We start from the raw sequence: 25,518 nt of genomic DNA on the forward strand, positions 1-25,518 counted from the left end.
AACATAGTGTGCGCCAGGCTTTTTACTATTTTGCGAACAGCTGACTCATGTCTTTGAACGCCTTGAACTCAAGCGCATTACCGCAGGGATCGAACAGGAACATGGTGGCCTGCTCACCCACCTGCCCCTTGAATCGAATGTAGGGTTCGATGACGAACTCGGTGCCGAAGGATTTCAAGCGCTCGGCCAGAGCTTCCCACTGAGCCCATTCCAGAATGATGCCGAAGTGCGGAACCGGAACGTCGTGACCGTCTACCGGGTTGCTGTGCACACTCTCTTGAGAGGCGGTTTTCGGGTGTTCATGAATCACCAACTGGTGCCCGTAGAAATCGAAGTCGACCCACTGATCGCTGGAGCGCCCTTCGGAAAGACCGAACACTTCACCGTAGAAGGCACGTGTCGCGGCCAGGTCATAAACCGGGATTGCAAGGTGGAAAGGAGAAAGACTCATCAGGACTCCGATTTCAGCTCTTGGTGGCGTGTGAAAGCGGGCAGCGTGCTCGCTGTCCGGCGACTTATTCAAGTTCCACTCATGCTAAGGCCGGGCGATACCAATAAAAATCAATATATATTTTAAAAATGCACAAATTATTTTTGTGATAGCGGTCATGCTCGTGCTCATGGGAGTCCACGTCGTGCTCATGGCCATGGCCTGTATGCCCGTGACTGAGCCTGGCACTTTCGACCTTGTACAACTGCTCGCCACGCCAGGTGCGCCATAGCATCCACAATGCAATGGCGATGATCACGGCAGATGACCCGAGCTGGAAGTAAGGTTCCGTGGTTTCAGCATCCAGCCCCTGGCCCAGATACATCCCGCCGATTGCCACCAGCCAGACGACAGCGGTGTGCGAAACGGTAGCGGCGACGCCGAGCATCACGGCCTGTTTCACAGAGCCACGAATGGCCACAATGAACGCCGCCATCATGGTTTTTGAATGCCCGGGCTCCAGCCCGTGCAACGCTCCCAGCAGAATGGCACTGGGGAAATACAGCCAGGCGTGCGAACCCCCTTGCTGCAACAGCTCGACGAAGTTGGGCATGTGAGACCTAGAGGTATTTGGTGATTTGCTTGAAGGCTTCCAGTGGTGCGCGCGCCCCTGGCAATTGAACCGAGCGTGTCTTAAAGGCAGTGATCGATATGATCCTGAATCAACGTACGCTTGGCCTGGCACACCGCTTTCTCGACCGCGTGCAGCTGCTGGGCGATATCCACACACTCGCGCCCTTCTTCGATCATGGTGATGATGCTGCGCAAATGGCCGTCGGCCCGTTTCAGGCGCTTTATAACAGCTGTGTGGGACAGGTGCGTAGGCCGTGGGGGTGGTCGTATTCACTCATGGCTTGAGCTCTGGCCTGGACAATTCAGACCGGCACTCTATCCCCCCAGGGAGGATAGAGTCAAAGGTAATGCAGGATTGGAACCGGAAGCGAGCCCACCTATGAAAACCTGTTCAATTCATCCCGTTGAATGCCAGCTCGCTGTCCTTGATGTTGGCAATCGGCCCGAGAATGGCTGGATCGAAGTCGCGGAGTGGCTTGCCCTGACGCAACAGCTGTGGCAGGTCCGGATTGGCCAGCGCGCCCTTGCCCACCGCGATGATGTCCGCCCCCTGATGAAGCACCTGGTCGGCTTTTTCCGGGTCGTGCAGGCCGCCATTGGCGATCAGCGCAACGCCTGGCGCGTAGCGTCGGGCCAGTTCGACCAGGCTGGCTTTACCTTGGGCAAAGGCCGGCTGCCATGCTTCGTGTTCGGTTACATGGATGTAATCGACGCCGGCACCGGCCAGCGTAGCGAAAATGACTTCGGCATCGCGCCCGCCCCCCGCCCATTTATGTTGAAAGTCGTTGACCTTGCCTTGTGAAAGACGCACACCCACCGGTGCCTGCCCGGCGACCTTTTTCACCGCGGCGATGACCTCAAGCGTCAGCCGCAGACGCTGTACGACCTCACCGCCCCATTGATCGGTGCGTTGATTGCTGTAATCGGTCAGAAACTGGTCCAGCAAGTAACCATTTGCGCCGTGAATCTCGACACCGTCAAAACCCGCAGTGCCTAAAGCCAGCTGCGTGGCACGGGCGAACCCGTCGATGGCCTCGGCGATATCCTTGTCGCTCATGGCTCGCGGAATTCGATAGCTGCCCGCGCCGTAATAGAACGCCATCTGTTCGCCCTTGGGACGAATGGCCGAAGGGCCCGCCGACTCGCTGACGAAGCGATTGGCCTGGCTGAGTGCGCCTGCGTGCATGAGCTGCGCAATCATGACACTGCCATGCCGGTGCACAGCATTGGTCGTGGCACGCCATGCCTGAGCCTGCTCGTCATCGGTGAGCCCGGGCTGGAAGCGGTAGCCTTGGGAAGAACTGCGATCTGTATAGTTGCCCTCGGTGATGATCAGGCCAAAACCACCCTTGGCGAACCGCTCGTAATAGCGCGTCATGTTCTGCGTTGCACTGCCCTGCTCGTCCGCGCTCACGCGTGTCATGGGTGCCACCGCAAACCTGTTCTTAAGTTTGAGATGACCCATGTCGAACGGGGCTGTAACGTGTTTGTTTATCTCGCTCATACTTCAAACCCTCACTGTGCAGATCGCCTGCGAATTGCCCGCAGTCATGGACAGAACCTGTAGCAACGGTAAGGGCTGGCGAAGACCATTGGAACCCGGCCGTGCAGATAAGGCGCTTTAACGAAAATGGATATAATCCGTGCAAATATCTGATATAGAGGTGTTCGCCGCCATTGCTTCCAGCAGAAGCCTGTCGGAAGCGGCGCGTCGACTCGGGTTGTCACCGATGGCAATCTCCAGACGTCTGGCTGCGCTGGAAAACGACCTGGGCGTCAGGCTGTTTCACCGTACAACCCGCTCGGTATCACTGACGCCAGAGGGCGAAGTTTTTCTGCCTCATGCCAAAACCATACTGGAAGCAAGCGAGGCCGCCCGCACCACGCTGAAGGCTGATGCAGGCTCTGCCAGTGGCGTTTTGCGGGTTACGGCGCCGAGTGTGTTTGGTCAGACAGTCATCATGCCGTTGCTGCCCGCATTGATGCTGGAAAACCCGGCACTGAGTATCGACCTGACGCTGTCGGACAGCATTGTCGACATCGCCGGACTGGGAATCGATGTCGCCATCCGGATTGCCACGATACGCGACTCGGCACTGGTAGCCAGGTCGCTGGCGCCCAACCCACGGGTGGTGTGTGTAAGCCCAGACTACCTGGCGAGGCACGGCAAACCAGCGCTACTGGAGGAACTCAGACACCACCCGTGCATTGCCTTGCACGCAATGCCCTGGTGGCCGTTCACAAGAAACGGCGAGCCCATCACCATTCGCGCTCAGGGCCCCTTCTCTGCCAACAGCGTCGAGGCCGTGCGCACGGCATGTAAACAAGGTATGGGACTGGCCATGCTGACCTATTGGGATGTCCGACAGGAAATCAACGAAGGCAGCCTTCAGCAGGTGGACTTCGAAGATGCCATGCCCGAACAGCTGTCTGTCACGGCAGTGCTGCCAACACGCCAGCGCGTTCCTCACAGGGTGCGCCTGTTCATTGACCGCCTTGAAGCAGCGCTCAAGAGCAAGGCAGGCGCGGCGGGAGCCACCTTGTAAACGAACGAACCGGCGTCAAGCCGGTTCGCAAACCATCCACTGCAATCAGACCTACAGGGGCTGCGTGATCAGGGCACGATTCTAAACGCGTAGTTAGCGATGGTTCTGGCGTCAAGCGGTTGTCTGTTCATCGGATGCTCAGGCTTGCCTGCGAGGAATTGGGCAAGTTTTTTCATATCCATGAACACCAGGTCCTTATTTCCCTGCTGACTGTAAAGCTCCGACGTGTCCGTCGGATTCCCCGCCAGGCCGATCACCTGCTGACGAGAATTTTCCAGCGACAATGGTTCACCAAAAAGGCAATGGGTCGCATCGTCCGGGTGATGGTGTTCCGCGTCCCTGAAGGGCGGATTTTGGGATTCAACAACGGCCTTGGAGACCGTACGCAGTTGATTGAATTGCGAGGTTATAGGGTCCCGGGCTGCGCGGATATCGTCCACAACTGCCGGCCGGTCCGCCGGATCGGTTATAAAGGCTGCAACAACCCTCCTTACTCCAACCCCCGGGTTCAGGTTAAGCAAGCGCATTCCGTAAGCCACATTATTTTCATAATCCTCCCGCTCCGGAATTACCCGCAATGCGCTGGAACGCGCGCCATCTGGTCGCCTGGAGGCAGCTGGAGGATGCACCGGAACGGCTGGGCGAGGCGGAGCACTAACGGGACGTGGCCCAAGCACGCGGTGCAGCGCAACACTCAAATCCATCAGCGGGCTTTCCACAAGGCTCTCAGCCGTGTCAACACTTGGGGGAATGCCCACGCTCTGCAACGCGTACGCTATATCCAAGGGGATCGGTTGGTGCCGCAATAGATGTCTTTCAAGCGCCGTGCGCAGGTCTTCCAGATTGACCCCTTGTTGAACCAATCCCTGCAAGGCTGCGGCGGCCTGGTTATTGCCACGATTACGCATCGCAGCCCTGTCGGGGCGTATGGGTACCTGATTGACGCGTGGCGGGCTTCTGTCTACCGGTGTCTGAGAGGTCGATGCGTTTGACGAACGTCTCTGATCAGGCGTCATCAGCCGGGCGAACCGCCCAAATAATGAACGCTGGCTGCTACTCGATGATGATTGCGTAGGGGTACGGGCCGCCGGGGGCCGCGTCGGTGTCCTTGCTGGAGTTGACGCCGCCTGTTGGCGATCCGCTCTACGGAGCGCATGACGGAGCTCGATAGCGAGCTCTGAATGGGGGTTGATTCCAGTCGCAATCATGTTAGGGAAATGCTCGCGCAAAATACTCTGTTCGGCTCTAGAAAGAGCCATCTCTTCGCCTCTCATGATATTGCGCAGCGTGGTACGAGTATGGGCAAGATCAGCGCCCGCGCTGACCAATTGCTGAACGATGCTATTGGCGTGTGCCGTCACCCCTGCGTGCTGCGGCCTGGGTCTTGTCTCGGCAGGTGCATGCGGTGCTGCGGCATCGGCAGACCCATGCGGTCTGCTACGCACTTCAGCCTCCGCCGTTGGCGGCATGCCCTGCTCCAGCCACTCCCTGGTTTCGCGCGACAGCGGTCTGGACCGCAAAAGCCTCTCACGCCGATCTCGCGCCTGCGAGGCGGAAGCCTCTGAAGGGGGCGGCGGCACCTGCAGACTGTTCGAAGAGCTGGCGCCGCTGCTGGATTCGCGTGCGCGCCCTGATGCAGGCTCGGGGTCTGTGTGCCCGGTAATATAAGCGCCCGATGGCCCCGCTCTATTGATACCCACCATATGCTGATCCTCCGCGGTTTTCTGGCTGCGGGCTGACTCACCCGCAAAATCAGCAATGTGTGGCGATAAGGAAAGAACAGGTTCCACCCCACTTCTCCCTGGAATCGCTGCGAACCTACACCGCAGACATTAACCAGGCACCATAAAATACCTATAAAGCATAATAAATTATCAAATAAATCATAAAAACCTATATTAGCTTATAAGAAAAAATACTTTTACAGCCTCCTTACATAAGAATACGGTCTTAAAACCAGCCGGATCGCTGCGCTCGACTTGAAGAGGACTTTTCCATGCACCGCACTCAACCTTCGACTTTCGCCTACAGATTCGTATATCGGAGGACAGCGCGATGACCGTGCGCCCTCTTCTTGCACGCCTGTTATTCGCCGTCATTACCGCCCTCACCCTGCTCGGCTGCTCGCCCTCCGGCCAGGACAGCCAGGCAAGCAAGACGCTCAAAGTCGCTTTCTTCAGAGACAACACCACGCTGGTCAGCCTTGATCCGTTCCAGGTGTATTGGCTGGAGCACCGCGTGGTGCTGCGTAATGTCGCCGAGTCGCTGACCGATCAGAACCCACAGACCGGCACTATCATTCCCTGGCTGGCAGAACGCTGGGACGTCAGTGAAAACGCGCTGGAGTACACCTTCCACTTGCGCAAGGATGTGACGTTCAGCAACGGCACGCGTTTCGACGCACAGGCCGTGAAGACCGCCTACGACAGCAATAAAGCGTTTGCCGCGCAATTGCCTGCAACCTTTGGCGCGACCTACCTGAAGGGTTACGACCACGCCGAAGTCGTCGACGATTTCACTGTCAAACTGGTGCTGGCCACGCCAAATGCGGGCTTTCTGCAAGCCACCTCAACCACCAACCTCGCCATTCTTGCCCCGGAGTCCTACACACTCAGCGTCAAGGAACGCTCGCTGGGTGCAATCATCGGCACCGGGCCATTCGTGCTGGAGCGCTACACCCCTGAAAGCGGTTTGCGCCTGATCAAACGCAAGGGCTATGCCTGGCCATCGGCCAATGCGCAGAACAGGGGCGAGGCGCATCTGGATGCGGTCGAGGTCAGTTACGTTCCGGAAGAGAGCGTGCGCAATGGCCAGTTCGTTCAAGGCCAGGTCGATATCCTCTGGCCACGCAACCCGTTTTCCGAAGTGGACCTGAACCTGTTCAAATCCAGGGGCGCGACTATCCAGAGCCGCTCGCTGCCAGGGCCGGCCCTGAACATGTACCCCAACACGCGCGGCAATCGCATCCTCGCTGACCGCAATGTGCGTCTGGCGCTACAAAAAGCCATCGACCGCAAGACCTACGCCGCCACTGTTTACAACCCGCAATTTCCGGTGGTGTCGGGTATCTACGACGTCACCACGCCGTTTTACAAGAATCAGGCCGACAGACTGGCCTATGACCCAGAAGGTGCCGAGCGCTTGCTCGACGAGGCTGGCTGGCAGAAGAACGCCGACGGCTATCGGTACAAGGACGGCAAACGACTGAAGCTGGCCTACAACCTGTCCCCCGCTGAAACCGCTGGCGATGTGCTGATTCAGGATCAGCTGCGCAAGGTCGGCATCGAGCTCAAGCTCAACGTGGTGACCACCGCCGAATGGGCCGCTGCCAATGCGGCAGGCAATTATGACCTGACGTCCACCTACATGACCCGCGCCGACCCGATCATCCTGCAGACCATCATCGACCCGCGCAGCGCCAACAGCTCGACATTGGCGACCAATCTTTACGCACCGCAAACACTGCCCAAAGCCCTGGAACTGTTTGACGCCGGGCTGACCGCAACGCGCAGCGAACAACGCGCAAAAGCCTATGGCGACCTGCAGGACCTGCTGATCGATGAAGGTTCGGCATTCCCGGTCTACGAGCGGGTCTGGCAAGCCGCCACGGCGAAAAACGTGCGTAACTTCCACTGGACGGCGGAAGGCTTTGCGCTGTTCAACGATATCGAGATCGCAGCGCCATGAGCCGTTATATCCTCAGCCGGATCGCCCAGGCGCTGCTGGTACTCTGGGGTGCTTACAGCATCACCTACTTCATTCTGTATCTGCTGCCCGGCGATACCTTGTCGATCATGCTCAGCGCCTCGGGTGTCGAAATCGACTCCCTGTCCGCGCAGGACCTGGCGCAAGCCAAGCTCTATTACGGGCTGGACCGAGGCGTCTTCGAGCAATACGTCGATTTGCTGTGGGGCGCTGTCCAGGGTGACTTCGGCAATTCGCTGACACTCAATCGTCCGGTTTCGAAACTGCTGGTTGAACGTCTGCCGCAAACCCTGAGCCTGGCCGGGCTGGCCATTGTTCTGTCGCTGATCGGTGGCGTCGGACTGGCTTACCTCACCGCCTACGTGCGCTGGCAGCCGTTGAAGGTCGTCTTGTCCCGGCTGCCGTCGCTGGGTTTTTCAGTACCGGTATTCTGGATGGGCCTGTTGTTTATTCAGCTGTTCGCATTCAGCCTTGGCTGGTTTCCAGCGACCGGCAATCAGGGCTTTTCCAGCTTGATATTGCCCGCTGTCACACTGGCGATCCCCAGTGCTGCAGTGTACGCGCAGGTTTTACAACGCGGCTTTCAGGGCGTCTGGAAAGAGCCCTACATCATTACCGCCTACGCCAAGGGCCTCACTCGCGCCCAGGTTCAGGCCCGCCATGCGTTCAAGAACGCTGCCTTGCCGCTGTTGACGCTGATCGGTCTGCAAGTGGGCAACACCGTGTCCGGTGCCGTGCTGGTGGAAACCATTTTTGCCCGATCAGGGGTCGGTCGACTTGCCCAGGAGGCCGTGCTGCGCCAGGACATTCCGGTGGTGCTGGCCATCGTTGCGGTCTCGGCAGCTGCTTTCGTCGTGGTCAATCTGATCGTTGACCTGCTGTACCCCGCGCTGGATCCGCGCATCGCCCACACGCCAAAGGTCTCCTGACGCCATGACTATCTTCGACAACCGCCTTGCGCGCCTGACCCGCCTTGTTGATTCCAGTCAAAGCCTTTCCGGCAAAACCGCCCCCGCCGCGCAATGGCGGCGGCGTAGCAACCTGAGTCGCGCCGTAGAGGCCGCCAAGCCTCTGCTGCGTCGTCCGGGGTTTCTGCTCGCGGTGGCAATGGTCGCCTTTGCATTACTGGCCGCGCTGGCACCCAACCTGCTGAGCAGCTACGCGCCTTACGCCACCTCGCCCAGCGACAAGCTCACCGCGCCAAATGCCGCGCACTGGTTCGGCACCGACGAACTGGGCCGTGATCTCTACACCCGCGTGGTACACGGATCGAGCCTGTCGGTACAAGCCGCATTGCTGGCGGTGGGCATCGCCATGGCCGGTGGCCTGAGCCTGGGGGTGATTTCCGGTTTTGCAGGCGGGCGCATCGATGCGGTAATCATGCGCCTGATCGATGTATTACTGGCCCTGCCCGGCCTGTTACTGGCGCTGGCGATTGTCACCGCCATCGGTTTCGGCACCATTCCGGTGGCCATCGCGGTGGGTGTAGGAATCATCCCCGGCTTCGCCCGTACCACCCGCGCCGAAGTGCTGCGGGTCAAGACCCTGCCTTACGTCGAAGCGGCGCGTCTGGGCGGTGCCAGCTGGACCCGAACTCTGCTGCGCCACATTCTGCCCAACGCCTGGGGCCCAGTGGCGGTGCTTGCCACGCTGGATTTCGGTGCAGCGATTCTGGCGACTGCCGGGCTGAGTTTCCTCGGCTTCGGTGCCGAGCCACCGGCTGCCGAATGGGGCACGCTGATCGCCAACGGTCGTCACTTCCTGATGACCGCGCCCTGGGTGTCGCTGCTGCCGGGCCTGTTCGTGGTCGGCGTGGTGTTCAGCTTCAACCACATCGCCCGCACTCTGGAAGAGACTCAACGATGACCGATACCGCTCAACTGATCGACATTCGTCATCTGAGTGTCGCCTACCGTTTCGACGGCCAGACCAACCAGGCCGTGCGCGGCGTCTCGTTTCAGGTGGCCAGGGGCGAAACCGTGGCAATTGTCGGTGAATCCGGGTCCGGCAAGTCGACCCTGGCCAACGCCATACTCGGCCTGTTGCCGGATAACGCGACCATCACCGGCGGCGAGCTGCACGTCGACGGTCACGACCTGAGCCACGCCTCCGAGCGAGAAAAACGTCGGGTTCGCGGCAGCGTGATCGGTCTGGTGCCGCAAGACCCGATGGTCGGCCTCAACCCTACCCTGCGCATCGGCCGGCAAATTGCCGAAGCACTGATTCAGGCCCACGGCCGGCGTTACTTGGCGGTGGATGCCGATGTGCTGGAGTTGCTGCAACAGGTCGGTCTGGACAAGCCGGTATTGCGCGCCCGCCAGTATCCGCACGAACTGTCCGGTGGCATGCGCCAGCGCGTGCTGATCGCCATCGCGTTGGCGGGCAATCCTCGCCTGATCATCGCCGATGAGCCCACCAGTGCTCTGGACGTGACAGTGCAGCGCAAGATCCTTGATCACCTGCAACACCTGGTGGCCGAGCGCGGCATTTCCCTGCTGATCATTACCCACGATCTCGGCGTGGCTGCCGATCGTGCTGACCGTGTGCTGGTGATGAACAAGGGCGAGTTGGTCGAACAAGGCCCGCCGCAACAGATAATCATCACGCCTCGCCATACCTATACGCGCGCACTGATCGCGGCAGCACCGGCTTTCGGCCAGCGCAAGAGCCCGGCAACAGTGCGCCCGGTATCGAGCAGCGACACACCTCTGCTGACCCTGAGCAACATCGGCAAGACCTATCGCCTGCCCTACGTGAAAGGTGAAGACACAGACTTCCAGGCATTGCAGGACGTCAACTTCAAGGTTTATCCCGGCCAGACCCTGGCCATCGTCGGCGAGTCCGGTTCTGGCAAAAGTACTGCGCTGCGCATTGCGCTGGGCCTGGAAAAACCCACGCAAGGGCGAGTTTTGCTGGACGGCCAGGATGTCACCGACCTGGGCTGGCGCGAGTTCAGACCGCTACGGCGACGCATCCAGCTGGTACAGCAAAACCCGTTCGCGGCACTTGATCCGCGCTTCACGCTATTCGAAAGCATCGTCGAGCCACTGGTCTCGTTCGGCCTGCTCAAAGGCCGTGAACTGGAGCAGGCCGCGCGCCAATTGATTGAGCGAGTGCACTTGCCCGTGGCGTATCTGGACCGGCTGCCCCGTGAGCTTTCCGGTGGCCAGCGTCAGCGCGTAGCGATTGCCAGAGCGCTGGCCCTGCAACCGGATCTGCTGCTGCTCGATGAGCCGGTTTCCGCCCTGGACGTGTCGGTGCAAGCGCAGATTCTTGACTTGCTGGTCGAACTGCAATCCGAATCCGGCATCGCCTACGTATTGGTGTCCCACGACCTGGCAGTCGTCGCCAGCGTTGCCCACCAGGTTCTGGTGCTCAAGCAGGGCAAGACCGTCGAGCAGGGTCTGGCCGAGGATGTTTTTGCCAGACCTGAAGCGGCGTACACCCAGGAATTGATTGCTGCGATACCTGGCCGGCGTCTGGAGTTACAAACAGGGACGCACTGACAAATACCTGGGCTTGCATCAATTGGTCGCACGACGTTTGAAACCCATGGCGTCGGCGACTGCGTATATGCATATTCCTTATCGATATTTAAATTATCTTTTTAATAGCTATAGAGTTTCATCTTATGCACCAAACGTTGCCGAAGCAGGATGCAGGCAAGACCAGGCCAACTTGCGCACCTGACTCGCATGTTCAGGCCGCATCAGCAAGAAGCCCCCATCCCCCTACTTCGAGCATCCGCAATGAAAGGCATCAACCCCCTGTCGTTCCCAGCCCTGATGGGTTCAGCGCTGTTGCTGAATGCCGTCATTTCGTTTCCCGCCCTGGCCGGGCTGTTGGAAAAAGGTCGCAGCGACGGTCTGACCGCAGGCATTGCCAACGAACAGCCCTATGCCTACATCGGCACCGATGGCAAAGCGACCGGGGCCAACGTAGAGATACTGCGTGCGATTCTCGAACCGCTGGGTATCAAGCAGATCGAGACGCCTATCACCGATTTCGGTTCGCTGGTGCCGGGTCTGGCGGCAGGTCGTTTCGATCTGATCGGTGCAGGCCTGTTCATCAACCCGAATCGTTGCAAGGTGATCTCGTTCTCCAATCCGGTGACGCGATCCGGCGGTGCGTTCATTGTCAAAACCGGCAACCCGCTGAACCTGCACAGCCTCAAGGACGTTGCCAGTAACGGCAAGGCGCGGCTGGCCACGCAACCTGGCAGCAATCAGGTTCAGGAAGCCAAGGACAGCGGTATCGCCAACAGCAACGTGGTGTTGTTTGACAAGGACACCGAGGCATTGGCGGCTTTGCAGGCGGGTCGTGTTGACGTGGTGTATTTCCCGGATGCCGAAGTCATCAGCCTGATCAAGAAGGCCAACAGCCCGGACATCGAGCGCGCCTTGCCTTTCGAGCAGATCCCGGACGCCAATGGCAAGCCGGGCTGGAATTACCACGCCTATGGTCTGCCAAAGAATGACCCGGCCTTTGAAAAAGCTTTCAACGAGCAACTGGCCAAACTCCGGGCGTCGGGCGAGCTGCTGAAAATCCTGCAGAAGTACGGCTACACCGAAAACGAACTGGCTGACCCGGCCATCACCGCAGCCCAACGCTGCAACCCATGATCTGTCCCGCCCCGCAAGGGCGCGCAGTAAACGGCCCTGACCCACACGAGTACGGCCATGCCTGTTGATGCTGCAACACTGGAAACCGCAGGTTTCATTGCCAGACAACTGGCCCACGGCGCCTGGATCACCCTGCAGATCACTGTGCTTGCTGAACTGCTGGTGCTGGTGCTCTCGTTTGTAATCGCCCTGATGCGCCTGTCGCCATTCAGGGCGTTACGCTGGTTCGCCACGGTGTATGTCGAGGTGCTGCGTGGCATCTCGGCATTGGTGCTGCTGTTTTATCTGTTCTTCATCCTGCCGCTGTTCGGCATTCGCCTGTCACCCATGACCACGGGTGTGCTGGGGCTGGGCCTGACGTTTTCGGCGTATGGCGCGGAAATCATTCGCTCGGCACTGATCAACGTCAGCCAGGGTCAACGTGACGCTGTGCGTGCGCTGGATTTCGGGCCGATAAGCGCGTTTCGGCGAATAATTCTGCCGCAGGCCCTGCCGTTCATGATCCCGCCGATGGGCAACCAATTGGTCGAGCTGCTGAAAACCACGTCACTGGTTTCCCTTATTACCCTCACCGACCTGACCTTTACCGGCAGTCAATTGATCACCACGCTGGGCCAGCAAACGCTGATCTGGAGCATCGTGCTGGTCTGCTATTTCGTGATGGCCTGGCCATTGAGCTGGCTGGTCAAGCGTTATGAGCAGCACGCCACCGCGTGGCGCACGGCCAGGGGATGAACGATGGAGTTTGATATCGCATTCGCTTGGTCGATTCTGCCGGAGCTGTTTCAGGGCTTGCTGGTGACCGTGCAGGTCGTGGTGCTGGGGTTCCTGCTCGCGGTTTTGCTCGGTCTGATCCTGGCCCTGACACTGCGCTCGCAGATAACCATCGTGCATCGCCTGAGCAAAGGCTACCTGAGCTTTTTCCGTAATACGCCTTTGATGGTCCAGTTGTATGTGCTGTTCTTCGCGCTGCCGCTGGCGGGCATCACCTTCCCGGCCATCACTACCGGTGTGATAGGTCTTGGCTGCTATTACGCGGCCTACATTGCCGAAGCGTATCGCGGTGCCATTGATGACATCCCTGCCGGGCAATGGGAAGCCGCACGCGCGCTGGACTTCAGCCGTGGCGACACCTGGCGGCGTATTATCCTGCCGCAAGCGTTGAAACCCATGCTGCCGGTGCTCGGCAATTACCTGATCGGCATGTTCAAGGAAACGCCGCTTCTGGCGGTGATTACCATCCCTGAACTGTTTCAGGCTGCCAAGCAGATCGCCGGCATGACCTATCGTTACAACGAACCGTACACAGTGATGGCGCTGATGTTTCTGGCGATCAGTGTGCCGACCTCGTTGCTGTTCAAATACCTGGAAAGGCGCAGCCATGTCTGATCTCGCACACACCGCAATCCCACCCGTCACCATTGCGCAGATACAGCTGAAACACGTGGTCAAGGACTTCGGCCGCAACCGGATCATCGACCATCTGGACCTGAGCATTCCTCAAGGTCAGAAAGTCGCCTTGATCGGCCCCAGTGGCTCGGGTAAATCAACGGTATTGCGCCTCATCAAGGGGCTGGAAAACTATCAGCAAGGCAGCATAGAAGTCGCAGGCGAAACAGTGCCCGCGCGCAAATCCCGATGGCACTGGCCCGGCGCGCGCAAGGCTCCGGTCGAACATCGGGTTGGCATGGTGTTCCAGCAGTTCAACCTGTTCCCACACCTCACTGTTCAGGAAAATGTCACCGAAGCGCCGTTACGGGTACTCAGACTGCCTCGCGAAGAGGCCCTTGAGCGCGCGCATCAATACCTTGGGCTGGTCGGGCTCGCTCACAAGGCCGATGCCTACCCGAGCCAGCTTTCCGGTGGTCAGCAACAACGTGTAGCGATTGCCAGAGCGCTGGCCATGCGCCCGCAGGTCATGTTGTTCGATGAAGTCACCTCGGCGCTCGACCCGGAGCTGGTCGGCGAGGTGCTGTCAGTGATTCGCTCGATTGCCCACGAATTTCAGATGACCATGTTACTGGTGACCCACGAGATGAAATTCGCTCAGGACATCGCTGACCGAGTGCTGTTCATGGAGGGAGGCCGCATCGTGGCAGACGGCACCCCGGGCGAAATTCTGCTGAATCCGCAAAACGAGCGAACCCGAAGGTTTTTGCAGTTGGTGGAGCAGCGCTGATTGCCAGCGCTGCTCTTTTTGCAGGGTGAGACTTTTGGGCCTCGCGACTTTTTGAAAGTGGCGGCAATCAGATCCGGAAGCGCGCAACCATGTCCTGCAGGTTGCTGCCCAGGCGCGCCAGTTCCACGGTAGACGCCGCGCTCTGCTCAGTGGCCGTGGCCGACTGATCGGCGATGTCTCGTACGCTGATGACACTGCGATTGATTTCGTCGGTGACGGCGCTCTGCTCTTCAGCGGCAGCAGAAATCTGTTGGCTCATCTGTTCGATGGTCCCAATCGAATGAGTGATTTCAAGCAGCGATTCTTCGGCCTGCCGCGCCAGCGCCACTGTGCCTTCGGTACGTTGACGGCTGGCATTCATCAGCTCCGATGCCGCGCCGGTGCCATCTTGCAAGGACTTTATCAGCGCCTCGATTTCAGTCGTGGATGACTGTGTACGCTGAGCCAGCGAGCGCACCTCATCGGCCACCACGGCAAAGCCACGCCCCTGCTCACCCGCACGTGCGGCTTCGATCGCCGCGTTGAGGGCCAATAGGTTGGTTTGTTCTGCGACCGCCTTGATCACATCGATTACACCGCCAATCTTGTCACTGTCCTGTATCAGGCGCTGCATGGCCTCGCCCAGTTGCCCCACTTCACCGGCAAGCTGGCTGATTTCACGCGTGGCGTGTTGCACCACGCTGCTGCCATGAGCAGCACGATCACTGGCCTGTCTGGCGGCCTGCGATGCATCTTCAGTGTTCTGCGCCACTTCCTGAACGGTAGACGCCATCTGATTCATGGCGGTCGCTACCTGATCGACTTCCAGTTTCTGCTGAGTGACGCCCGCGCTGGTCTGTTCGCTGACGGCTGAAAGCTCCTCGGCCGCCGTGGCGATCTGTGTCACACCATTACTGATACCGCCAATCAGGGTGCGCAACGATACGGTCATCTGGTGCATGGTGTTTTGCAGCAGGCCCAGCTCATCCTGGCGAGTGGTGCTGAGGTCATTGGTCAGATCGCCGTCGGCAATTCGACGCGCAGCGATCACCGTGGAATCGAGCGGACGAGTAATCTGACGGGTAATCAGAATCGCCGCGAATATGCCCAGCAGCAATACGATCACCGCCACCGTGAGCAACTGGGTGACCGCACTGTCTTTTTCTTTATTGGCACTGACTACCTGGCCCGCCATCAGCTTTTCGGTACTGGTGACGATGTCCATTGACTGCTGGCGAAGGCTGTCGCGAATCTGATCGCTCTGTTGCATCAACTGCGAGATGGAGACCATCAACGATTTGTACTGTTGCAGTGCCCTGAGCGCCTCATCCACTGCCGGGCCGGCCTTGTTCGGCAATTGGTTGCGCGCACTGCTCACCTGAGCGATCAGTGAGTCGGCAGCATCGAAGGTGATCTGCCTGTTTTCAGCGGTCGGGATACTGATATAACGGCGAAACACCAGGCGAAAACTGGTCATGCCATTGCGCAGGTCGCCGGCAATCTTTACCTGGTCGATACCGCTTTGATCCAGCGAGCGGGAAACGTCGTCGAAGGTCTTTTGCAGGAGTGTCTCGAAGCTTCCGCTCACCTGCTCGGAAATGGTGATCAACGGCTGCATGGCCTGATCAATTTGCCGATTATTATCGACCAACTGGCTGAACGTTTGTCTCAAGCCACCCACCTGATCACGAATACCTCTGAGAATATCGGCATTGGCCGGAACAGTCAGAAGCTTCAGGCCGTCCTCGATGGTCTTGCCCAGGTTGTCCAGAGCGACCGTGTAGCCCTGCGAATTGCTCGCGTCAGGCTTGGCAGTATAGGCCTGCGCAGCGATCCTGAGGCTTAGCGCATCGGCCTTTACTTCAGAAACTTTGGCTGCCTTGCCCAGCCGTTCGATCAGCAGGTTGGTGCTGAGGTAGCCGATCGCGGTGACCGTCAGCACACCCAGTAGTATCAGACCGAAGCCTATACTCAGCTTTTTGCTGACCTTCAAATTGTCCAGCCATGTCGACTTCATCAAATTTTTCCTCGGGATTTATCGTAATACTCAAGGATCGACTGTTCGCTGGACAACTTGATAGCGGCGGCGATTGCAAAGATTGATCGAAGAGATAGCAATATGACATGAGCTTTTTGGCTCGCCATAAGGGGAGCATTCTCAGCCCCGAATTCCTGGCCACCATTCACCTTGCGGGTCACTCGGAGGCAGGTTTTCGAAGACCTATGGGTACTCATCATTGCCAGTGATAGTAACCTTCGGTTTATTCGATTCGTTAATAACACCCTGTGCGCAACAGAATCCGCCCATTCCTTACTATCGGCGGAACTTCCCATGCACCAGACACTCAGCCATCTGCGCTACCCCCTCACCGCCCTCGCCCTTATCGTTATCAGTGCTTGCGGCCGCGCGCCGGAAGCCACCAGTGCGCCTGGCGCAGCCAAGGTCAGCGTGGCCAAGGTGCTGGAGCAGCCGATCAACGAATGGGATGAATTCACAGGTCGTCTTGAAGCGCCGGAAACCGTCGAGGTTCGCCCAAGGGTGTCTGGTCAGATCGATCAGGTAGCGTTCACCGACGGTTCGCTGGTCAAGAAAGGCGACCTTCTTTTCCAGATCGACCCGCGCCCGTTCCAGTCCGAAGTTCGTCGTCTTGAGGCACAGCTGCAGCAGGCCCGTGCCGTTGCACTGCGCAGCGACAATGAAGCCCAGCGCGGCGAGCGTCTGCGTACCAACAACGCGATTTCCGCCGAGCTGGCCGACTCGCGCACCACCTCGGCGCAGGAAGCCAAGGCCGGTGTCGCGGCCATTCAGGCGCAGCTGGATCTGGCTCGACTGAACCTCAGTTTTACCCGTGTTACTGCACCGATTACAGGTCGTGTCAGCCGTGCAGAGATCACCGCTGGCAACATTGTGACCGCAGATGTCACCGCGCTGACCAGCGTGGTCTCCACCGACAAGGTCTACGCCTACTTCGACGCTGACGAACGCGTGTTCCTCAAGTACACCGAGCTGGCCCGCAAAGGCCAGCGCGGCCAGACCACTCCGGTGTACCTGGGCCTGTCCAACGAAACCGGTAACCCGCACCTGGGCCAGATGAACTTTGTCGACAACCAGGTCAACCCCAGGACCGGCACCATTCGCGGTCGTGCGGTGTTCGATAACGCCGACGGTGATTTCACCCCCGGCCTGTATGCCCGTCTGAAACTGGTGGGCAGCGGCACTTACTCGGCGGTGCTGATCAATGACGAAGCGGTGGGCACCGACCTGGGCAAGAAGTTTGTGCTGGTCATGGACAAGGACAACAAGCCTGCCTACAGAGCTGTCGAGCTGGGCCCGAAAATCGAAGGCCTGCGCATTGTGCGCAACGGTCTGGGCAAGGACGACACCATCGTCGTCAAAGGCTTGCAGCGCGTGCGTCCGGGCCAGCCTGTAGACCCTGAAGTGACACCGATGGCCAGCGCCGACACCCTCGCAGCATTGCTCAAACAACGCCAGGCTCTTGAAGCCAGCAACCTGCCACAAGTGGCGCCCAAAGCGGCCGTCAAAATCGCCAGCGCCACTGCGCCGCGCGGCTAAGGGACTTGTCCGATGAACTTCTCCAAATTCTTTATTTCCCGGCCGATCTTTGCCGCAGTGCTGTCGCTGCTGATCCTGATCGCCGGTGCTATCTCACTGTTCCAGCTGCCGATCAGTGAATACCCGGAAGTAGTGCCGCCCACGGTAGTCGTGCGCGCCAACTTTCCCGGCGCCAACCCCAAGGTGATCGGCGAAACCGTAGCCTCTCCTCTGGAACAGGCCATCACCGGTGTGGAGGGCATGCTCTATATGTCGTCCCAGGCCACTGCCGACGGCAAGCTGACCCTGACCATCACCTTTGCGCTGGGCACTGAACTGGACAACGCGCAGGTGCAGGTGCAGAACCGTGTGACGCGTACCGAGCCCAAGCTGCCGGAAGAAGTGACGCGCATCGGCATTACCGTGGACAAGGCCTCCCCCGACCTGACCATGGTTGTGCACTTGACCTCGCCGGATCAGCGCTACGACATGCTGTACCTGTCCAACTACGCTGTGCTCAACATCAAGGATGAGCTCGCGCGACTGGGTGGTGTCGGTGACGTGCAACTGTTTGGTATGGGCGACTATTCGCTGCGGGTCTGGCTGGACCCGAACAAGACGGCCTCACGCAACCTGACCGCCACCGATGTGGTCAATGCGATTCGCGAGCAGAACCGTCAGGTTGCAGCAGGTCAGCTGGGCTCCCCGCCCTCGCCGAATGCCACCAGTTTTCAGATGTCGATCAACACCCAGGGCCGTCTGGTCACCGAGGAGGAGTTCGAGAACGTTGTGGTTCGTGCAGGCGCTGATGGTGAAATCACTCGCCTGAAAGACGTTGCGCGCATCGAGCTGGGCTCCAGCCAGTATGCGCTGCGCTCGCTGCTGAACAACCAGCCCGCCGTGGCCATCCCTATTTTCCAGCGGCCCGGCTCCAACGCCATCGACATCTCCAACGATGTACGGGCCAGAATGGCCGAGCTGAAAAAGAGCTTCCCGGAAGGCATGGACTACAGCATCGTCTATGACCCGACGATCTTCGTGCGCGGCTCCATCGAGGCGGTGATTCACACCCTGTTTGAAGCACTGATCCTGGTCGTGCTGGTGGTGATCCTGTTCCTGCAGACCTGGCGCGCTTCAATCATTCCGCTGGTGGCCGTTCCGGTCTCGCTGATCGGCACCTTTGCGGTCATGCACATGTTCGGTTTCTCGCTGAACGCGCTGTCCTTGTTCGGTTTGGTACTGGCGATCGGTATCGTGGTCGACGATGCCATCGTGGTGGTGGAGAACGTCGAACGAAACATCGAGCTGGGGCTTGAACCGGTTCAGGCCACGCACAAGGCGATGGCCGAAGTGACCGGACCGATCATCGCCACCGCGCTGGTGCTGTGCGCGGTATTCGTACCGGCAGCGTTCATTTCCGGCCTGACCGGACAGTTCTACAAGCAGTTCGCACTGACCATCGCCATCTCGACAGTGATTTCGGCCTTCAACTCGCTGACCCTGTCGCCTGCGCTGGCCGCGGTACTGCTCAAAGGCCACGATGCGCCCAAGGATCGTTTCTCGCGTTTCCTCGACAGAATCCTTGGCGGCTGGCTGTTCCGCCCGTTCAACCGTTTCTTCGAAAAAGCCAGCCATGGCTACGTCGGCACCGTCGCCCGGGTTATTCGCAGCAGTGGTATCGCACTGTTGGTGTATGCAGGCCTGATGGTCCTGACCTGGCTGGGTTTCGCCAGCACGCCGACCGGTTTTGTACCCAGCCAGGACAAGCAATACCTGGTGGCCTTTGCCCAGCTGCCTGACGCTGCCAGCCTCGACCGTACCGAAGACGTCATCAAGCGCATGTCCGAGCTGGCACTTAAACAGCCGGGCGTGGAAAACGCGATTGCCTTCCCCGGCCTGTCGATCAACGGCTTTACCAACAGCCCTAACAACGGTGTGGTATTCGTCGCCCTCAAACCGTTTGAGGAGCGCAAGGACCCCAGTCTGTCAGCCAACGCCATTGCCGGCGCCCTGAACGGCCAGTTCGCGTCGATCCAGGAAGCGTACATGGCGATCTTCCCGCCACCTCCGGTACAGGGGCTGGGCACCATCGGCGGTTTCCGCCTGCAGATAGAGGACCGTGGCAACCTGGGTTACGACGAGTTGTACAAGGAAACCCAGAACATCATTGCCAAGAGCCGCAGCGTGCCGGAACTGGCCGGGTTGTTCACCAGCTATACCGTGAACGTGCCGCAGGTGGATGCCGCCATCGACCGCGAGAAGGCCAAGACGCATGGCGTTGCGGTCAGCGACATCTTTGACACCCTGCAGGTTTATCTGGGCTCGCTGTATGCCAACGACTTCAACCGTTTTGGCCGCACGTATCAGGTCAATGTCCAGGCAGAGCAGCAGTTCCGTCAGGATGCCGACCAGATCGGTCAGCTCAAGGTGCGCAACAATCTGGGAGAAATGATCCCGCTGGCAACCTTCGTCAAAGTCAGTGACACCGCAGGTCCCGACCGCGTAATGCACTACAACGGCTTCATCACGGCAGAAATCAACGGTGCTGCCGGTCCGGGCTTCAGCTCTGGTCAGGCTCAAGCGGCGGTCGAGAAACTGCTGCGTGAAGAGCTGCCCAACGGCATGGTTTACGAGTGGACTGACCTTACGTACCAACAGATTCTTTCAGGCAACACGGCGCTGTTCGTCTTCCCGCTGTGTGTTCTGCTGGCATTTTTGGTACTGGCGGCTCAGTACGAAAGCTGGAGCCTGCCACTGGCGGTGATCCTGATCGTACCAATGACCCTGCTTTCGGCGATTGCCGGGGTGATGATTGCCGGTAGCGATAACAACATCTTCACCCAGATCGGGCTGATCGTACTGGTGGGCCTGGCGTGCAAGAACGCGATTCTGATCGTCGAGTTCGCCAAGGACAAACAGGCCGAGGGAATGAGCCCGCTGGATGCAGTGCTGGAGGCATGCCGACTGCGCCTGCGTCCGATTCTGATGACGTCCTTCGCGTTCATCATGGGCGTAGTACCACTGGTGCTTTCCAGCGGTGCAGGTGCGGAAATGCGCCATGCCATGGGGGTCGCCGTGTTCTCCGGGATGCTGGGGGTCACGTTCTTCGGCCTGCTGCTGACGCCGGTGTTCTACGTGCTTATCCGTAATTACGTCGAACGCCAGGAGGCCCGCAAGGCCGCCAGGGCACAAAGACTGCAAAACCTGCCTGCGGAGATGCATTGATGAGCGCGTTCAAACTTTTCCTTCCGAGCCTGCTGGTCATGGCGCTGGCGGCCTGCGCCGTCGGCCCGGACTACAAGGCACCGGTTACGGCGCCAGCACAACTGGCGTCCGCAGCCCAGGGCAACTATGACCGCAGCAAAGTGGACACCGTCTGGTGGCAGCAGTTTGAGGACCCTACCCTCAATAAACTGGTAGCCAGGTCGCTGGACGGCAACCGCGATCTGCGTGTTGCCTTTGCCCGCCTGAAAGCCGCACGGGCGATTCGCGATGACGTTGCCAACGACGCCATGCCGGTGATCACCAGCCGGGCCAGCAGTGACCTGGGCAAGGGTCAGCAACCTGGTGTTACTGAGCGGCGCGTCAATAGCGAGCGGTATGACCTTGGCCTGGACATGGCCTGGGAGGTCGACCTGTTCGGACGTATTCAGCGCCAACTGGAAGCCAGCGATGCCGATCAGGAAGCCGCCGAAGCCAACCTGTATCAGCTTCAGGTGACTCTGATTGCCGAGGTGGTCGACGCCTACGGGCAGCTACGCGGCGCACAGCTGCGTGAAGCCATTGCCCGCGACAACCTGAAAAACCAGCAGAGCTCTCAGGACGTGACCACCCAGTTGCGTGATGCCGGCGTGGGCAATGAACTGGACGTGGTGCGTGCCGAGGCACGACTGGCAGCCGTTGAAGCGACCGTGCCGCAGTTGCAGGCCGAACAGGTTCGCCAACGCAATCGTATCGCCACATTGCTGGGCGAGCGCCCGGAAAACCTCAGCGTCGACCTGAGCCCGAGCAAACTGCCTGCTATCGCCAAGGCTCTGCCGATTGGCGATCCGACACAGGTGCTGCGCAATCGGCCCGACATCCGCGCCGCCGAACGCCAACTGGCCGCCTCGACCGCACGCATCGGCGTGGCGACCGCCGACCTGTTTCCGCGGGTCAGTCTGAGCGGTTTTCTGGGCTTTACCGCTGGCCGTGGGTCGCAGATCGGTTCGTCAGCGGCCAAAGCCTGGTCACTCGGCCCCAGCATCACCTGGGCGGCTTTCGATCTGGGCAGCGTCCGGGCGCAGATTCGCAGCGCCGATGCCGATGCCGAGGGCGCGCTGGCCAACTATGAGCAGCAGGTATTACTCGCCCTGGAGGAGTCGGAGAACGCTTTCAGCGATTACGACAAACGCCAGCAACGGCTGGTTTCGCTGATGCGCCAAAGCGATGCGAGTCGTTCCGCAGCCAGGCTGGCGTCAGTGCAGTACCGCGAAGGCACAGCGGACTTCCTGGTCCTGCTGGATGCCGAGCGCGAGCGTCTGGCGGCCGAAGACTCTCAGGCGCAGGCAGAAATCGAGCTGTACCGTGGCATCGTGGCCATTTACAAGGCACTGGGTGGCGGCTGGCAACCTCAGGCCTGATACGCCAACAGGCCGTAAACCCGCCCCGCGCCCCTTCAGGACGCGGGGCTTTTTTTGTCCGAACGCCGACGGCATCATGATTGTCGTTTGACAGCTGCCACCCACTCCCCGAAGCTGCAACCCGTCAAGCATTGGAAATCGATATGCCCAGACTTTCTACCAAGGGGTTATCGCCTCAACCCACTACTCGACATCGCTGGCTAATCGGCGCAGCGGCTGCGGCAATGCTGGCGCTATCACTGGCTTTCTGGTGGTGGCGCTTGCCTGTTCAGACAGCTCCCGCCAGGTTGAGCCACACCTACGCTCAAGCACTGGAACAGGCGCACGACGGCAAGCCCGGCGCTGCACGCGTGCTGTACCAACAACTGGCACGAACCGACCTGTCTGACGAGCAGCGCATCAACCTGCTCGCCGAATTGAGCGACTACCCCAGCCCTCAGGCCCTCAAATTGCTCGATGCCGCGCTGGGTGACCGATCCGCACAGGTGCGTGAAGCGGCTATCGATGTCAGCGTCAGACTGGTCTCCAACAGCCAGCGCAGCCTGCTGCTGGGCCCATTGCTGGACGACGACGAACAATCCGTCAGGTTCCGCGCCACCAGTGCCCTGCTCGGCCTGTCACCAGATGAACTGGGCCTGTACTTTGCCGTGCTGCAGCAAAGTGCCGAGGCGTTTCAGGAGTCGCTAAAGAGCCAGCCGCAAAACGCACAAAATCAGTTGCAACTGGCCAGACTGTACCTGCAGACCGGCGACCTGGAGCCGGCAGTCGCCGCGCTGCAGAGGGCCACAGCACTGGACCCGGGTAATATCGAAGCGGCGCTGGCGCACATCGAGCTGCTGGACCGCAAGGGCCAGGCCGAGCAGGCACGCAGCCTTTTTGCACAGTTGCTGGAACATAATCCTGGTTCATCCATGCTTCAGCACGCGCTGGGCATGTGGCTGCTTAACCACGGACAAGCAGAGTTCGCTGTGCTCAGCCTGGCGAAGGCTACAGAGCTGGCGCCCGATAACACCGACTACCGCTACGACCTGGCGGTTGCCCTGCATTCGTTGCACGAGCTTGAGGCGGCGCAGAGGCAGTTGACGCAGATTGTTCAGAGCCAGCCTGCGAACCGAAAGGCCAGAGTGCTGCTGATTCAATACTGGAAAGAAAATGGTCAGTTGCAAAACGTGCAGATTCTGCTGGCAGAGCTCGAGCAGCAGAACCCCGACGACCCGGTGCTGCAACAGGGACTGTAGGGTCAGAAAGGCAAAAAAAGGCAGGCCAAGGGCCATCTTTTATGCCGCTACACGCCCTTTCATCCGCTGCCTTCAGACACTTCTGCTCTTTCCGCATCCGCCAGCCTTCATGTCTGTCAGATGTTTCTCCTTTTAAGCCGTCCAGTGTCGCATGGCTCGTTTTCCATCTGCGACTAATGTCGGAAATAACTTACACAACAGCTCGCCTGATAACGCCGGCTTCATCGCCTATATCCAACACCCTCCACCACGACTATTTAACGAATTTGAAAAAGGCTATTTTCTAACTGAAAAAAAAGGTGCATCATTTGCGGGCTACTGAGTTATAACTATCCTCTGTCTGCGCAATGACAAGCCGCAAAGGCCATGTTTCAGCATAGAAACCGCAGGTACAGGGCAGCATCGAGTGAGCGAATCGGCCAATCAGTTTTGTCTCATCGCTTTATAGGGCTGACAACAGCCATTACATTGTTGGAGTGTATTACTTGTCCAGACTTGCCGAGTTTCGAGCAGCAGAGAAAGCCCTTCAAGAACAGCTTGCACAGCTGGAATCCTTGAAGAATGACGCCGGGTTGAAGAAGGAAATCGAGTTCGAGCAAAAGCTCCAGGACCTGATGGGCACCTACGGCAAAAGCCTGCGTGACATCATCGCAATCCTTGATCCTTCAAGCGCCACGTCGCTGGTCGCACCCGCCGGACCAAAGCGTCGTCGTGCACGCGTGGTCAAGGTTTACCAGAACCCCCACACCGGTGAGCTGATTGAAACCAAGGGTGGTAACCACCGCGGTCTCAAAGCGTGGAAAGAGCAGTACGGTGTAGACACTGTTGATTCGTGGCTTCGCGCCTGATTAAAACTTTGTCAATTGAAGCCCTGCACTTGCAGGGCTTTTTTTATCGACCCGTACGTCAACTGAGCGTCTGCACACTGCATCTGCCTGATCAAACGCCCATACACAGTTGACTGTCTGCCCGCCGCCGACATTCATATATATGATTAAGTGAACTGCTCGGTACATGTACTTCCAGCGCGTCAGGTATTAATACCGTTGAAATAATGACGCCAATAAAAATTCATCGATTATTCGATTCAGCGCACAGTTACAAACCTGAACAGTTGCTGAAATGTGTAGAGTAATTGTTCAGTTTATTCGGTCTAATGAGCGATAAGAGAATTTGTTACTGCGTGCTTCGCCGGATCGAAAATCGGCGGATGGCCGACACCGCGCAGCTTCACACTTTTTTCACATGGATTCTCGGATGATGAAGACCGCTAAAGGAATAGCGCCCCATGCCCGCCTCGGCGGGCTTCTTTTTGTCTGCGAAAAAGCAGGTATCACTGCGCATCGTCCAGACGCAAACTCTCGCGGATACGCAACGCCTCTTCCTTGTTGGCCGCGTACCCATCTGCCGATCCTGCGTAGGAAAGCGACCAGGCCATCTCTTTACTGGCAGCCGCTACCAGTGTCTGGGTCAACACATGTACGCCGTTCTGGGTGATCGTGCAGGTGGTTTCCAGTGCCGGCACGACGCTGAGCCGGCTCTCACGCACATGCGTGCAGACGCTCTGCAGGCCGCTGCGGGCAAAATTGACCTGAACCGACTTGCGCATCTCCAGCAGCACACCCGGGACATTAACCTCATGCCCGGGCGTCAGGCGTGTCTGAGTCAGCTCCATGACCATCAGCGGGTTTCCACTTTGATCGTTTTTCACCGCGCGCTGTCTGACTTGCACGGACGGTTGCACGGGCTTGCCCGACTCGGTCGGCAGCGACTCTACCTCCCAGCCTGCGGGCCAGATGATCATTGCGTCGGCGGCGTGAGTCTGTGCGGCGCCCAGCAGCAGGAACAGGCACAGACCTGGCAAGGAGCAACGGTATTGCGAAAGGATCATGGTCAGGTCGCCAGAACAGTTGACCGGAAATTCTGAGCCTGTTGCCGGCATCGAGCAAGACCGAAGCGAAGTTATCCGAACGAGGGTTTGGCACTGCCCGCCCTGCCCCGTATCATTTGG

Annotated in this window: 19 protein-coding genes and 3 pseudogenes; 14 read left to right on the plus strand and 8 right to left on the minus strand. The window is 59.0% G+C overall.

The annotated features are described in order from the left end of the window. Nucleotides 1-25 precede the first annotated feature (25 nt). From RYB66_RS14610 to RYB66_RS14625, 4 genes and pseudogenes are all read right to left on the minus strand, one after another. Nucleotides 26-451, minus strand: coding sequence for a VOC family protein (locus RYB66_RS14610; RefSeq protein WP_003364399.1), 426 nt, complete (start codon nucleotides 449-451; stop codon nucleotides 26-28). A 139-nt stretch (nucleotides 452-590) separates the two neighbouring features. Next, nucleotides 591-1,043: pseudogene (locus RYB66_RS14615) on the minus strand (nickel/cobalt efflux transporter); the annotation flags it as partial. A 7-nt stretch (nucleotides 1,044-1,050) separates the two neighbouring features. Further along, a pseudogene (locus tag RYB66_RS14620) lies at nucleotides 1,051-1,341 on the minus strand (metal-sensing transcriptional repressor). A gap of 113 nt (nucleotides 1,342-1,454) precedes the next feature. Next, nucleotides 1,455-2,567, minus strand: a complete 1,113-nt coding sequence (locus RYB66_RS14625) for an NADH:flavin oxidoreductase (protein WP_005745118.1) — start codon at nucleotides 2,565-2,567, stop codon at nucleotides 1,455-1,457. 139 nt (nucleotides 2,568-2,706) lie between these two features. Here RYB66_RS14625 and RYB66_RS14630 point away from each other — a divergent pair, with 139 nt between their 5' ends. Then, a complete protein-coding gene (locus RYB66_RS14630) occupies nucleotides 2,707-3,609 on the plus strand; it encodes a LysR family transcriptional regulator (protein ID WP_054078951.1) in 903 nt (300 codons plus the stop codon). Nucleotides 3,610-3,677: 68 nt separating this feature from the next. On the opposite strand, the gene RYB66_RS14635 is transcribed toward RYB66_RS14630, so the two are convergent. Then, nucleotides 3,678-5,312, minus strand: coding sequence for an E3 ubiquitin-protein ligase (locus RYB66_RS14635; RefSeq protein ID WP_316894992.1), 1,635 nt, complete (start codon nucleotides 5,310-5,312; stop codon nucleotides 3,678-3,680). A 352-nt stretch (nucleotides 5,313-5,664) separates the two neighbouring features. Between RYB66_RS14635 and RYB66_RS14640 the strand changes: the two genes are divergently transcribed. From RYB66_RS14640 to RYB66_RS14675, 8 genes are all read left to right on the plus strand, one after another. Further along, entirely contained in the window at nucleotides 5,665-7,296 is a 1,632-nt protein-coding gene (locus tag RYB66_RS14640) for an ABC transporter substrate-binding protein (RefSeq protein WP_316894710.1), read from the plus strand. Further along, a complete protein-coding gene (locus tag RYB66_RS14645; protein ID WP_316885758.1) occupies nucleotides 7,293-8,243 on the plus strand; it encodes an ABC transporter permease in 951 nt (316 codons plus the stop codon). Before RYB66_RS14640 ends, RYB66_RS14645 begins: the two co-directional genes overlap by 4 nt. Nucleotides 8,244-8,247: 4 nt before the next feature. After that, a complete protein-coding gene (locus RYB66_RS14650; RefSeq protein WP_005745125.1) occupies nucleotides 8,248-9,180 on the plus strand; it encodes an ABC transporter permease in 933 nt (310 codons plus the stop codon). Further along, on the plus strand, nucleotides 9,177-10,820 hold the full coding sequence (locus RYB66_RS14655; RefSeq protein WP_316894712.1) for an ABC transporter ATP-binding protein: 1,644 nt from the start codon (nucleotides 9,177-9,179) through the stop codon (nucleotides 10,818-10,820). The genes RYB66_RS14650 and RYB66_RS14655 overlap by 4 nt, the downstream gene beginning before the upstream one ends. 243 nt (nucleotides 10,821-11,063) lie before the next feature. After that, nucleotides 11,064-11,936 (plus strand): ectoine/hydroxyectoine ABC transporter substrate-binding protein EhuB, encoded by an 873-nt coding sequence (gene ehuB, locus RYB66_RS14660; protein WP_316894714.1) that lies wholly within the window; start codon nucleotides 11,064-11,066, stop codon nucleotides 11,934-11,936. Between the two features lie 57 nt (nucleotides 11,937-11,993). Next, the gene (gene ehuC / locus RYB66_RS14665; RefSeq protein WP_003383635.1) at nucleotides 11,994-12,671 is read left to right on the plus strand and encodes an ectoine/hydroxyectoine ABC transporter permease subunit EhuC; all 678 of its coding nucleotides are present in this window, start codon (nucleotides 11,994-11,996) and stop codon (nucleotides 12,669-12,671) included. Between the two features lie 3 nt (nucleotides 12,672-12,674). After that, a complete protein-coding gene (gene ehuD, locus RYB66_RS14670) occupies nucleotides 12,675-13,325 on the plus strand; it encodes an ectoine/hydroxyectoine ABC transporter permease subunit EhuD (protein ID WP_004664960.1) in 651 nt (216 codons plus the stop codon). Next, on the plus strand, nucleotides 13,318-14,115 hold the full coding sequence (locus RYB66_RS14675) for an amino acid ABC transporter ATP-binding protein (RefSeq protein ID WP_016980807.1): 798 nt from the start codon (nucleotides 13,318-13,320) through the stop codon (nucleotides 14,113-14,115). Before ehuD ends, RYB66_RS14675 begins: the two co-directional genes overlap by 8 nt. Before the next feature lie 67 nt (nucleotides 14,116-14,182). Here RYB66_RS14675 and RYB66_RS26630 read toward each other — a convergent pair whose 3' ends face one another. Further along, nucleotides 14,183-15,055: a methyl-accepting chemotaxis protein gene (locus tag RYB66_RS26630; RefSeq protein ID WP_371875240.1), complete on the minus strand. Its 873-nt coding sequence runs from the start codon at nucleotides 15,053-15,055 to the stop codon at nucleotides 14,183-14,185. Nucleotides 15,056-15,088: 33 nt separating this feature from the next. Then, a pseudogene (locus tag RYB66_RS26635) lies at nucleotides 15,089-16,111 on the minus strand (methyl-accepting chemotaxis protein); the annotation flags it as partial. Nucleotides 16,112-16,426: 315 nt separating this feature from the next. On the opposite strand from RYB66_RS26635, the gene mexE reads away from it, so the two are divergent. From mexE to RYB66_RS14705, 5 genes are all read left to right on the plus strand, one after another. Beyond that, entirely contained in the window at nucleotides 16,427-17,668 is a 1,242-nt protein-coding gene (mexE, locus tag RYB66_RS14685; protein ID WP_002553305.1) for a multidrug efflux RND transporter periplasmic adaptor subunit MexE, read from the plus strand. A 12-nt stretch (nucleotides 17,669-17,680) separates the two neighbouring features. Further along, complete coding sequence (locus tag RYB66_RS14690; RefSeq protein ID WP_005745134.1) at nucleotides 17,681-20,872, plus strand: efflux RND transporter permease subunit; 3,192 nt, start codon at nucleotides 17,681-17,683, stop codon at nucleotides 20,870-20,872. After that, nucleotides 20,872-22,269, plus strand: coding sequence for an efflux transporter outer membrane subunit (locus tag RYB66_RS14695; protein WP_005780332.1), 1,398 nt, complete (start codon nucleotides 20,872-20,874; stop codon nucleotides 22,267-22,269). The genes RYB66_RS14690 and RYB66_RS14695 overlap by 1 nt, the downstream gene beginning before the upstream one ends. A gap of 143 nt (nucleotides 22,270-22,412) precedes the next feature. Continuing rightward, nucleotides 22,413-23,507 carry a tetratricopeptide repeat protein gene (locus RYB66_RS14700; protein ID WP_016980809.1) on the plus strand — a complete coding sequence of 365 codons (1,095 nt, stop codon included), beginning with the start codon at nucleotides 22,413-22,415 and terminating at the stop codon, nucleotides 23,505-23,507. A 485-nt stretch (nucleotides 23,508-23,992) separates the two neighbouring features. Then, complete coding sequence (locus tag RYB66_RS14705) at nucleotides 23,993-24,355, plus strand: histone-like nucleoid-structuring protein, MvaT/MvaU family (RefSeq protein ID WP_002553302.1); 363 nt, start codon at nucleotides 23,993-23,995, stop codon at nucleotides 24,353-24,355. 485 nt (nucleotides 24,356-24,840) lie between these two features. Here the strand turns inward: RYB66_RS14705 and RYB66_RS14710 are convergent, their stop codons facing one another. Further along, nucleotides 24,841-25,449: a DUF4946 domain-containing protein gene (locus RYB66_RS14710; protein WP_057401817.1), complete on the minus strand. Its 609-nt coding sequence runs from the start codon at nucleotides 25,447-25,449 to the stop codon at nucleotides 24,841-24,843. Nucleotides 25,450-25,518: the final 69 nt, after the last annotated feature.

The sequence above is a fragment of the Pseudomonas syringae group sp. 243L2 genome (assembly GCF_032587875.1).
Classification (GTDB): domain Bacteria; phylum Pseudomonadota; class Gammaproteobacteria; order Pseudomonadales; family Pseudomonadaceae; genus Aquipseudomonas; species Aquipseudomonas amygdali.